Source organism: bacterium (assembly GCA_013360195.1).
GTDB lineage: Bacteria > Electryoneota > RPQS01 > RPQS01 > RPQS01 > JABWCQ01.
Map to the genome: position 1 here is coordinate 272,805 of JABWCQ010000002.1, position 11,567 is coordinate 284,371.

Below are 11,567 nucleotides of genomic sequence, written 5' to 3' on the forward strand. Positions count from 1 at the left end.
AGGATAGAAGCCTACCACAGGTCTAACGATGTCCACTCAAATAACACCACACGATCGATACTTGTTTAATGAAGGTAGCCATTTCCGGCTATACCAGAAGCTGGGTGCACATTTGGGACATCAAGATGGACGCCACGGGGTATCCTTTGCCGTTTGGGCACCAGATGCTCGAAGTGTATCGTTGATCGGGGATTTCAACGGATGGAACCCGGACAGAACACCGATGACTCAAATTGAATCAAGCGGCATCTGGCACACATTTGTTGACGGACTTAAGGCAGGCGATGCATACAAATATCACATTTGGTCTCGGGTCTCCCGCTATGAAGTTGACAAGACCGATCCTTTCGCTTTCAGGACGGAAATGCCGCCAAAGTCTGCGGCGATTGTCCATGACAATTCGTATGCTTGGCACGATCAATCATGGATGAAAAACCGGGCGGATCGAAATGCGGACCGCGCACCCATCAGCATTTATGAAATGCATCTTGGCAGCTGGGACAGGGTAAGGCACGATGGAAACCGGTCACTTCATTACAGAGAGCTTGCACCACGCCTAATCCGGTACTTGAAAGAGAATGGGTTTACGCACGTGGAGTTCCTGCCAGTCATGGAACATCCGTATTATGGTTCATGGGGATACCAGACGAGTTCTTACTTCGCCCCATCAGCACGCTACGGGACGCCGCAAGACTTGATGTATCTCATAGACCAGCTGCACTTGAATGAAATCGGAGTCATTCTGGACTGGGTTCCGTCTCATTTCGCTACAGATGAGTTTTCACTGGGATACTTTGATGGCACGTTCGTTTTTGAACATGCCGATCGGCGGCAGGGCTTCCACCCCGACTGGGGCAGTTTCATCTTTAATTATGGCAGAGATGAGGTGAGGAGCTTCCTGATTAGTTCAGCCTTCTATTGGCTTGACGTTTACCATGCTGATGGTTTACGTGTTGACGGAGTCGCGTCAATGCTGTACCTTGACTACTCACGAAAGCACGGTGAGTGGATTCCTAACAAGTACGGCGGGAAGGAAAATATCGATGCCATTGAATTTCTGAAGAGGCTCAATCACGAAGTCGGTACCGCGTTCCCTGGCACAATTTCGATTGCAGAGGAAAGCACATCTTGGCCAATGGTATCTCGGCCTCCGTACATTGGAGGTCTGGGATTTCGGATGAAGTGGGATATGGGATGGATGCATGACACACTTGAATACATGCGGCTGGATCCGATATTCAGGAAGTACCATCATCATCTGCTGACCTTCAGAATGCTTTACGCATGGACAGAGAATTTCGTTTTGCCGCTGTCCCACGATGAAGTCGTTCACGGCAAAGGATCGCTCCTGAACAAAATGAGCGGTGACATGTGGCAGAAGTTCGCGAATCTAAGACTGCTCTATGCTTATATGTGGGGAATGCCGGGGAAGAAGCTTTTATTCATGGGAGGAGAATTTGCACAGTGGCGCGAATGGAACCATGATGACTCCCTGGACTGGAACTTGCTTGACTTTGATTCGCATGCCGGAATGCAGCGATGGATCAAGGATCTGAATCATTTGTACGCAAGCGAGCCGGCTTTGCACAAGATTGAGTTTGATCAAGTCGGATTCGAATGGATTGATTGCCACGATAGCGATCAATCTGTATTCATATTCATTCGAAAGGGAGAGGAGTACGATTCTCAGATTCTGGTCGCACTGAACTTCACACCGGTAGTGAGGTACGATTACAAAATTGGCGTTCCGATGGCCGGCCATTGGCACGAATGTCTGAATTCCGATGCTGTGAGTTACTGGGGATCCGGTGTTGGAAACTTAGGGGGAGTAAACACGGTCGACGAACCTTCACATGGTCATAAGCATTCTATTCATTTAACCATACCGCCTTTGGGAGCCGTGTTTCTTAGAAGCCCGAAGCCGCATCAAAGCAAGTAATGTCTGAACTCCGAATAGTCACATTAACTGCAAGTGCCACGGAGATTGTGTGCGCGCTTGGCGCCGAACGAAACCTCGTCGGCATTAGTCATGAATGTGATTATCCGGAACATATTCTGAACCGTCCACGATGCACAAGGACCCTTATAGACCCGAATCTTGAAAGCAGTGAAATCGATGAGCAGGTCAGACAATTTTCTGCGAGCGGTGTCTCCCTGTATCAAGTAGATGAATCTTTGCTCAAGTCGCTGCGGCCGAATGTAATCATCACTCAAACGCAGTGCGAAGTTTGCGCGGTGAGCCCAAGTGACCTAGAATTTCTTGGCAGCAAGGAGTTTGACGGTAGCCCCTTGCTCCTGAATTTGGAAATGTCACATTTGTCAGGTCTCTACGATGACATTTTGGAAGTGGCAAGGGCTATTCGGAAGGAAAGCGCAGCGTTCGAATTGTGCGCAGCATTGCGAAAAAGACTTGAGCGCATTCGCAAACGGACATATTCCTTTCCGAAGAGAAGTGTTGTTTGCATTGAATGGTTGGATCCAATCATGATTTCAGGGAATTGGATGCCCGAGCTTGTGGAGTGCGCTGGCGGCAGGTCCTTACTCAATGATGCGGGTGGCAGAAGCGCGACCATTTCCTTTCAGGATATTGTGGCCGCTAATCCGGATGTAATCGTTTTTCTGCCTTGTGGTTTTCCACTTCTGAGAACCTTGAATGAATTCGAAAGGGTAGTTCAATTACACGATTGGGAATCGTTGCCCGCATTCCGGAGAGGCACAGTGTATGCCGCAGACGGCAATGCGTACTTCAACCGTCCCGGTCCTCGACTGGCCGACTCTGCTGAAATTCTCGCTCAAATTCTCCATCCAGCTGTTTTCGATTTTCCTGATATCGAGAACGCCTACAGGCAGATTACTTCTGACTTTCACAAAATGAAGCAAAAGCAGTGAAATCAAGAACACAGCACCTGTTCGGACAAATTGCGCTGTTTGGCCGCCCGTTCTGGATGGTAAACGTGATGGAGATGATCGAGCGTCTCGCCTATTATGGTGTGCGCGTGGTCATTCCAATTTACATTGCCCAAGCCGACGAAATTAACGGCCTGCATTTCACGCAGATTCAGAAAGGAATAATATTCTTCTATTGGGCATTGGTTCAATCACTTGTGCCAATGTTTTCTGGAGGATTTGCCGACAGGTACGGTTACAAACGTACAATTGCATTAAGTATTACGCTTAACATTGCGGGATATCTCTTGATGGCAACCCAACGGGAGTTTTATCCTTTCCTCTTCGCGTGCTGCGTACTGGCACTTGGCACTGCAATCTTTAAACCTGGAATACAAGGGACACTGGTTCAGTCGATTTCAAAGGATTCGTCCTCGGTCGGATGGGGCATGTTCTATATGGTGGTAAATATCGGCGGTTTCCTTGGGCCTCCGCTTGCGCACTTTCTTTATGGGATATCTTGGCCGGCCGTTTTCTACGGATGCGCTGCAATCATTAGCCTGAATTACTTGATGCTCCTGACGTATAAGGAGGTTCAGGCAGGCGGTGATCAGACAGGAACTCCGTGGACGATCTTCAAGACCACGTGCGTCAATATGGTCAGGCCATGGTGGCTGATTCCGGCTGCAGCCGGCACTATCATCCTGTCTTTTATTCTTCCGTTGCCGGGATCAATTCGCGTTGGTACGGTTCTGGTTTCGCTCGGAATGCTTATTATTCGGACAACGCGAGTCGGTGCGTTTATATGGCTGATGTCAGGTTTCTGGCTCATGTTCATGCAATTGTTTGACATACTCCCCAATTTCATCGTCGATTGGGTGGATAGCTCAATGATTGTACAGTCACTTAATTTGCCCTCATGGATGACCGACGTCACGCCACGGGGGACAATGATCACCCAAGAATGGATGATCAACGCGAATTCGGGACTGATAGTTCTCTTTGTTGTCTTCGTGTCCTACATGGTGGCAAAAATGCGTCGTCTCACATCCATTCTACTTGGGATGACCATATCGGCCGCCGGACTGGTGGCTGCCGGCTTCACAATGTCAGGATACTTGTGCTTGATGGGCATACTGTTGTTTAGCATTGGAGAAATGCTGGCCAGCCCGAAAATGAACGACTATCTCGGAGTGATTGCCCCGGAAGGTCAGAAGGCTCTCTACATGGGCTATGCGAATATTCCGCTTGCCATCGGCTGGAGTTATGGTTCGCTAATGGGCGGTGAGGTTTACGACAAAATGGGGGACAAGGCAAATCTTGCGCTTAGGTACTTGGAAAGCAATTTTGGATTTACCAAATCGCTTAGTATTGAGGATGCAGTCAACAAGGCTCAAGCGGCAGGCATCGATTCGCTTGCAGCAGTGAACGCGGTATCGGAAGCATTTGTTCAGGGAGAGGGAATTTCTCGTTCCGGAGCAACAGCATTTTTGGGCACGATTAGTAATATGGATGCCGCGCAAGTGACTAAACTGTTGTGGGACACCTATCATCCCTACAAATTGTGGTACCAATTCGCCGCAATAGGCATCGCTTCCGCCATAGGTGTCGCAATTTACGCTCACTTTGCGCATAAGTGGCAATCAAAGGACATTTGACCAAAGGGATTTTCAACTAACGAGCTGGATCTTTATGAGTGTAATGAAATCCATCAAACCCGCAATCAGAACCGAACGAGTTACCTACGCCGTTCGAGACGTAGTTGTTCTTGCAAAGCAAGTAGCGGCGACCGGCAAGGAAATGCTCTATCTTAATATCGGCGACCCCAATCTGTTCGATTTTGCAACACCTGAACACGTCATAGAAGCGACGGCAAAGGCAATGCGCGAGAATAGAAACGGTTATGCGCCGTCTTCAGGGATTGCAGCAGCACTTTCGGCAATTGCGCGTGACGCAGAGAGAAATAACATTTCCAACATTCAAGACATTTTCGTTACAACCGGTGCGAGCGAGGCCATTGACATATGTCTATCAGCACTTGTAAATGCTGGTGAGAATGTTTTGACACCTACCCCGGGTTACCCGCTGTACACTGCTCTGCTGGCCAAGCTGGAGGCACAGGAAGTACCTTATTATCTCGACGAAGACAACGGGTGGCAGCCTGATCTTGACGACATTGCTTCAAAGATTAACAACAAGACGCGGGCTATAGTTCTCATTAATCCGAATAATCCAACCGGATCTGTTTGCGATAGAAAAACACTGGAAGGAATTCTCGAGCTCGCTCGCAAACACTCTCTTGTTGTGTTTGCGGACGAAATCTATGACAAGCTGATACTCGACGGAGGCCGTCATGTCTCGATCGCTTCACTGGACAAAAGTCACCCGATTGTAACATTTAACGGACTCTCAAAAGCGTATGTTGCACCTGGGTTCCGAATTGGATGGGGCATCATCAGCGGTGACAGGTCACGAGTCAGCGATTACGTTGAGGCGGTTAACAAATTGCTTCGCGCAAGGCTCTCCGCAAACCATCCCGAGCAGTTCGCCATTGCACCTGCATTGGACGGAGACCAATCTCACTTGGAAATACTGAAACAGAAGCTTTCGCGTCGTCGCGATATTTCTGTTGACATGCTGAACTCTATTCCGGGTGTCTCGTGCGTGGCACCAACCGGCGCATTTTACGCGTTCCCTCGTCTGCAGATTGAACAAGAGGACGAATTGTTTGTGCAAGAGCTCATCAAAGCGACCGGCGTTGTAACAGTCCACGGCTCCGGATTTGGCCAGCGGCCTGGAACAAAGCATTTCCGGATTGTGTTCTTGCCGCCTGAAGACACGCTTCGCAAGGCATACGGTCTGATCGGCCAATTCATCTCCCAATTCTCCGCAGTTACGGCTTAGACCGGCCCTAACCATGAATGTAGAAAGCCCTTGCAGCGATGCAAGGGCTTCATATTTTACTGTTTGTCAATCGTCAAATCACGGAACGGCTCTCAGCATAGCCTCGACCAATTGGTCTGGAAACATTCCAATGACAATTATGAGTATCGATGAGATTGCCAAGGCAGCTTTATAGCCAAACGGCTGGGGCACAGTCACGTCCCCTTCGGGCTTTGACATATACATCGTGGATATGACTCTCAAGTAATAGTAAGCGGCAATCGCACTATTGAGCAGACCGATGATGGCAAGGAGTAGATGACCTTCCTTAATGGCAGCTGAAAAAACATAAAGTTTGCCGAAGAAGCCTGCCGTCGGAGGAATGCCGATCAAAGACAACATAAAAACTGCCATCGTCAAGCCCAGGACCGGATGCACAGTTCCCATTCCCTTCAAGGCGTCAAACGAGTAGTCACCCTTGCCCCTCTGATTCAAGAGAATCAAAACTCCAAAAGCACCGAGATTCATCAGCGCGTAGCCAATCAAATAGTAACCTGACGCGGCAAACGCCTCCCGCGAACCTGCAACAATACCTACGAGTAAGTAACCGGCGTGTGCAATCGACGAATAGGCGAGCATTCGTTTCAAATTCTGCTGCCTAAGGGCTACCACATTTCCGACAGTCATCGTAACTACCGCAACAGCAGAAAGAGCGGTAACCCAATGCTCAGACGTCGTCGCAAGTGACTGACCAAAAACCCGAATCAAGCCGATGAATGCCGCGGCTTTGGCACCTGTCGACATGAACGCGGTAATCGTTGTAGGAGCTCCCTCATAGACATCAGGCGACCAGAAGTGAAAAGGAACTGCCGAAATCTTAAATGCAAATCCGACAAGTAACAGCGCAATTCCGCTGGCAGTCATCGGGCCGATTCCTTCGCTTTCACGAAGAGTCTGCGCGATGACATTGTATTCAAGCGACCCAATTCCACCGTAGATAAGTGCCATACCGTAAAGCAGAAATGCTGATGAGAAGGCGCCGAGCACTAGATACTTCATCCCACCTTCTACCGAGGCGGGATCATCGCGCCTTAGTCCGACAAGCACATACAACGAAATGGACATTGTCTCCAAGCCAACGAAGAACAGCAACAGACTCGCCGCAGAGGCCATGACCATCATGCCGAATACGCACATCGCCAGCAAAGCATAGTACTCACCAAGTCGTATATGCCGGAACTTAAGGTAGATAGGTGAGAAGATTGCCGTCAAAACACCCACAAATGCGAAAAGAGCACGAAACCAGGCGGCGAAGCCGTCATTGAAAACTTGCCCATATAACAACATCTCGGCGTCCGTTGCGGCGAATATGGAAAGCACTCCGGCTATTCCCAGTCCGAAGACCACAACACCCTGCGATGCCGATACATTACGCTCCTTCGCGGCAATATCAACAACGATCGCGAGCAGTGCCGTAAAAACGACTACTAATTCAGGCAGAATTCCGAGTAGATCGTTCAAACTCATCGTGGCAACGCTCCAATCATCTGTGAGAACTCAGACTGCTGGAATTTCTCGAGCACAAGTTGAAGTGACGGTTCCATCCTGACGATCAGCGGGTCCGGATAAACGCCGATCCAAATTGCCAAAATCACGAGGATGATTATCGGAAACGCTTCGACAGCCGTAATGTCCTTCAGCTTCGCGTTTTCTTCGTGAGTAATTTGTCCGTAAAATACTCTTTGATACATCCACAACAGATAGACGGCGGCCAAAATCACGCCCGACGTGGCGATGACACCATATAAAGTATTTGCGGAAAATGCACCAAGCAAGATTAGAAACTCGCCGACAAATCCATTTGTCGTCGGCAATCCGATCGAAGACAAGGCAATGATCAGAAACAACGCAGCGTACAAAGGCATGGCTTTCGCGATGCCGCCGTAGTCCGCAATGATTCTGGTGTGCCTGCGTTCATAGACGACTCCAACCAGCAAGAACAGTGCTCCGGTCGAAATGCCATGGTTGATCTGCTGCAAAAGCGAACCGGTCAGACCTTGTTGATTAAGAGCAAAAGTACCCAGCATGACAAACCCGAGGTGCGCGACGGAAGAATAAGCAACGAGCTTTTTCATGTCCTTTTGGACCATCGCCACAAGCGCTCCGTATACAATTCCAATGAGAGCAAGCCAGCTAATCCACGGAACAAACTCGAGAGTCGCTTGGGGGAACATCGGCAAGCAGAAACGCAGAAAACCGTATGTCCCCATTTTGAGAAGAACACCGGCAAGGATGACCGAACCAGCAGTCGGAGCTTCGGTGTGTGCGTCCGGAAGCCAGGTATGGAGAGGAAATAGGGGAACCTTGATTGCGAAAGCTAAACCGAAAGCCAAAAACAGCCAGCGTTGCACGTCGAGTGCGTACTTTGCCTGTTCAGTGGCAAGTAGCAGGTTGAATGTGTGTGCACCGGTAGCAGGATCAACTGTATTGAAATATACGTACAGAATTCCTGCCAACATCAAAACCGAGCCGGCCATCGTGAACAGGAAGAACTTGATGGTCGCGTAAAGTCTGTTCTTGCCGCCCCAAACGCCAATGAGAAAGAACATTGGCACCAGCATGACTTCCCACATTACATAGAATACGAACAGGTCAAGAGCCGCAAATACTCCTATCATCCCCGCTTCCAGCAAGAGGAAGAAGAAGTGGTATTCCTGAACTCTTTCGTGGATACTGTTCCAGCTGGCAATGATACAAAGAACAGTTAGTAGAGTCGTAAGGATTATCAGAAACAGACTAATTCCGTCAACACCAAGATGCCAATCCGCGCCAATCGATGGGATCCATGCAAGCTTTTCCACCATTTGGAAGCCCGCTTCCCCGACCTGGAAATTCGCGTAAATTGCCAGTGAGACAATAAACGCAGCGACCGAGGCGCCCAACGAAGTCCAACGAATCAGGCTGATCGAGGTTCGCGGCAACAGGAGTACCAACAGACTCGCGATTGCAGGAATAGCTATGGAAAGAGTCAGGAGCATTCAGGTTATCCCAATACCGACCATATTAGCATACCAAGCAGAACCACGGTACCCATACCCATCATCACGGCGTAATTCTGCGTCACTCCGGTCTGGATCTTACGGACAAGCCCACCAAAACTGACAACCGTCGTCCCCACCCCGTTCACGGCACCATCCACCGTCCCTTGATCAACATACTTCGCAAAAATCTCCGACACCTTCACTAACGGTTGAGAAATCACTGTATCGTAAATCTGATCAACCCAGTACTTGTTATACAGAAGATTTCGCATTCCGGACTTCCCAAGGGATTCTACCGTCGACGACTTTCCAAGGTACCAGCTGCGAGCGAGCATGATTCCAATCACTGCGACAAGTACGGAGACTGCCATCAAGACATACTCTGCCGTCGGAACGCCGTGATGTTCGCCTCCATGTGTAACACCATGAGATGAAAGCACCGGCAAAAGCCAATCGTGAAAATAATTGTGCCCTCCCAAAGCATGCGGCACACCGACGTATCCGCCGATGGCAGACAAAACCGCAAGTATAATCAGCGGTACAGTCATCAGCTTTGGAGACTCATGAACATGATGCTCTTGAGCCTTTGAACCGCGGAACTTGCCGAAGAATGTCAGGAACAAGAGCCGGAACATGTAGAAAGCAGTGCAGAAAGCAGCAGTTATACCAATTCCCCACAGGATTACGTGGTGTGACTCATAAGTCTTCCACAGAATCTCATCTTTCGAAAAGAATCCGGCTAACCCGGGAATGCCCGCAATGGCAAGTGTGCCAATGAGAAAAGTCCAGTAAGTTGTGGGCATTTTGCTTTTCAAGCCACCCATAACCCGGATATCCTGCTCATTGGACATGCCGTGAATGACTGAACCGGAACCTAGGAATAGCAGTCCCTTGAAGAAAGCGTGGGTCATCAAATGAAAAATGGCCGCAGTGTAGGCACCGACACCGCAAGCCAGAAACATGAATCCCAGCTGGCTTACTGTAGAATAGGCTAGAACCTTTTTTATGTCCGTTTGAACAAGGCCAATGGTCGCCGCAAACAATGCCGTCAACCCTCCAACCCACGCCACAACCAGCATGGCATCGGGCGACAGAGAGAACAGGAAATTCGAGCGCACGATCATGTATACGCCTGCTGTAACCATTGTCGCAGCGTGGATGAGTGCCGAGACAGGAGTAGGACCTGCCATCGCATCAGGCAACCAGGTATAGAGCGGAAGTTGCGCAGATTTGCCGGTTGCACCTGTAAACAGCAAAAGGCAAATAGCCGTGATTACGCCAGCTCCAACCGGATAGGCCTGCGCCATCGGTTCAATTTCAGCGAAATTGATTGTACCGAAGGTGGTCCAAATCAGGAAGATTGCGAGCAAGAATCCAAAGTCGCCGATTCTGTTCATGATGAAGGCTTTCTTTCCTGCCGAAGCCTTCAATTCGTCGGTGTACCAGAATCCGATCAACAAATAGGAACACAGTCCTACGCCTTCCCAACCGACAAACATGACAAGGTAGTTGTTGCCCATAACAAGCAACAACATGAAAAAGACAAACAGGTTCAGATATATGAAGAATTTCCGAAATCCTTCATCACCGTGCATGTACCCAATTGAATAAATGTGAATGAGTGCAGACACACCGGTAACGATGAGCATCATCACCATCGACAGCGGGTCTGCAAGGAACCCGGCTTGGGCTGCAAAGTCCCCCACGATTATCCATCTGAAGAGATCAAGTTCAAAGTGACGCGAGTCTGCTGGCATTCCCAGCAGCTCGAAAAAACCTCCCAGCGCCACTATAAAGCTTGCCGCTACCATAAGCGACGCCACTCCGCCAACAACCTTTTCTGATTGTCCACGAAGCGCGAATGTGTTGAGCAGCACGCCCAACAATGGAAAAACCGGTATTAAATAGAGAAGCTCCAGCATCAGCCTTTTAGCGCACTCATCGCGTCCACATTCATACTGCCGCGTTTGCGCCACACAGATATCAGAATTGCCAGTCCGACGGCCACTTCAGCCGCAGCTACACACAAGACAAAAAACACAATGACTTGCGCCTCCTGGTCTGCAGCATGCCTCGCAAGCGCAATGAAACTCAGATTCACGGAATTCAGCATCAATTCAACGGACATCAGTATGATAATGAGGTTCTTTCGTGTCAGAACTCCCATGGCTCCGATGCCGAACAGAACTGCTCCGAGCAGGAGGTAATGCGCAAGTTCAACTTGCATCTTTACCTCCCTCCTTGCCGTCTTTCCGGACAAGCGCTACCGCACCAATCATGGCCGCCAGCAGGAGCACCGAGGTCGCCTCAAATGCATAAAGGTATTTTGTAAAGAGAATTTTACCAAGTTCAGAAACCTTGCCAAAACCGGTCGGAACGTCCGGCATCGCGGGCAATACAGAGCTTCCTCTAACAATTGCCAGAAACATCGTAAACAGAATCAGCCCGGACACAACCAGGCCGGCCACTCGCCAAGTTTTGGGTAGCACCTCTTCTATGCGCCGCAGATTGAGAAGCATGATAACAAAAAGCAGGAGCACAATAATGGCTCCTGCGTAGACGATAATCTGAATCGCGGCAAGAAACGGTGCGGACAACAAGACATAGAGACCGGCAAGACAAAACATGGTCCCGACAAGGTACAGGGCCGACCCGATGGGAGAAGGTGAGGTGACGACCAGCAAGGCCGTCAAGACCGCACCTACCGCCAGTAGCAAGAATAAGATTGTCTCAAGGCCCATGAAACGGTCAGAATCT

General features: G+C 49.5%; 9 protein-coding genes. 4 read left to right on the forward strand and 5 right to left on the reverse strand.

What is annotated here, in order from left to right:
- The first annotated feature begins 28 nt into the window (after positions 1–28).
- Genes glgB through HUU59_02530 form a run of 4 tightly spaced genes read left to right on the forward strand, consistent with a single transcriptional unit; the run spans position 29 to position 5,790 of the window.
- Positions 29–1,939 (forward strand): 1,4-alpha-glucan branching protein GlgB, encoded by a 1,911-nt coding sequence (glgB, locus tag HUU59_02515; protein ID NUO18303.1) that lies wholly within the window; start codon positions 29–31, stop codon positions 1,937–1,939.
- Positions 1,939–2,889, forward strand: coding sequence for a cobalamin-binding protein (locus HUU59_02520; GenBank protein ID NUO18304.1), 951 nt, complete (start codon positions 1,939–1,941; stop codon positions 2,887–2,889). The genes glgB and HUU59_02520 overlap by 1 nt, the downstream gene beginning before the upstream one ends.
- Positions 2,886–4,544, forward strand: a complete 1,659-nt coding sequence (locus HUU59_02525; GenBank protein NUO18305.1) for an MFS transporter — start codon at positions 2,886–2,888, stop codon at positions 4,542–4,544. The genes HUU59_02520 and HUU59_02525 overlap by 4 nt, the downstream gene beginning before the upstream one ends.
- A 34-nt stretch (positions 4,545–4,578) precedes the next feature.
- Positions 4,579–5,790 carry an aminotransferase class I/II-fold pyridoxal phosphate-dependent enzyme gene (locus HUU59_02530; GenBank protein NUO18306.1) on the forward strand — a complete coding sequence of 404 codons (1,212 nt, stop codon included), beginning with the start codon at positions 4,579–4,581 and terminating at the stop codon, positions 5,788–5,790.
- A 78-nt stretch (positions 5,791–5,868) separates the two neighbouring features.
- Here the strand turns inward: HUU59_02530 and HUU59_02535 are convergent, their stop codons facing one another.
- Genes HUU59_02535 through HUU59_02555 form a run of 5 tightly spaced genes read right to left on the reverse strand, consistent with a single transcriptional unit; the run spans position 5,869 to position 11,551 of the window.
- Positions 5,869–7,296 (reverse strand): NADH-quinone oxidoreductase subunit N, encoded by a 1,428-nt coding sequence (locus tag HUU59_02535; protein ID NUO18307.1) that lies wholly within the window; start codon positions 7,294–7,296, stop codon positions 5,869–5,871.
- Positions 7,293–8,807 (reverse strand): NADH-quinone oxidoreductase subunit M, encoded by a 1,515-nt coding sequence (locus HUU59_02540; protein NUO18308.1) that lies wholly within the window; start codon positions 8,805–8,807, stop codon positions 7,293–7,295. Before HUU59_02540 ends, HUU59_02535 begins: the two co-directional genes overlap by 4 nt.
- Before the next feature lie 5 nt (positions 8,808–8,812).
- A complete protein-coding gene (nuoL, locus tag HUU59_02545) occupies positions 8,813–10,732 on the reverse strand; it encodes an NADH-quinone oxidoreductase subunit L (protein ID NUO18309.1) in 1,920 nt (639 codons plus the stop codon).
- Positions 10,732–11,037, reverse strand: a complete 306-nt coding sequence (nuoK, locus tag HUU59_02550) for an NADH-quinone oxidoreductase subunit NuoK (protein NUO18310.1) — start codon at positions 11,035–11,037, stop codon at positions 10,732–10,734. The genes nuoL and nuoK overlap by 1 nt, the downstream gene beginning before the upstream one ends.
- On the reverse strand, positions 11,027–11,551 hold the full coding sequence (locus HUU59_02555; protein ID NUO18311.1) for an NADH-quinone oxidoreductase subunit J: 525 nt from the start codon (positions 11,549–11,551) through the stop codon (positions 11,027–11,029). Before HUU59_02555 ends, nuoK begins: the two co-directional genes overlap by 11 nt.
- Positions 11,552–11,567: the final 16 nt, after the last annotated feature.

What these genes read in the sequence shown, in the direction of transcription:
- HUU59_02540 (NUO18308.1), bottom strand. Translation starts at nt 8,807, where the DNA reads ATGCTCCTGACTCTTTCCATAGCTATTCCTGCAATCGCGAGTCTGTTG.
- HUU59_02530 (NUO18306.1), top strand. Translation starts at nt 4,579, where the DNA reads ATGAGTGTAATGAAATCCATCAAACCCGCAATCAGAACCGAACGAGTT.
- HUU59_02535 (NUO18307.1), bottom strand. Translation starts at nt 7,296, where the DNA reads ATGAGTTTGAACGATCTACTCGGAATTCTGCCTGAATTAGTAGTCGTT.
- glgB (NUO18303.1), top strand. Translation starts at nt 29, where the DNA reads ATGTCCACTCAAATAACACCACACGATCGATACTTGTTTAATGAAGGT.
- HUU59_02555 (NUO18311.1), bottom strand. Translation starts at nt 11,551, where the DNA reads ATGGGCCTTGAGACAATCTTATTCTTGCTACTGGCGGTAGGTGCGGTC.
- nuoK (NUO18310.1), bottom strand. Translation starts at nt 11,037, where the DNA reads ATGCAAGTTGAACTTGCGCATTACCTCCTGCTCGGAGCAGTTCTGTTC.
- nuoL (NUO18309.1), bottom strand. Translation starts at nt 10,732, where the DNA reads ATGCTGGAGCTTCTCTATTTAATACCGGTTTTTCCATTGTTGGGCGTG.
- HUU59_02520 (NUO18304.1), top strand. Translation starts at nt 1,939, where the DNA reads ATGTCTGAACTCCGAATAGTCACATTAACTGCAAGTGCCACGGAGATT.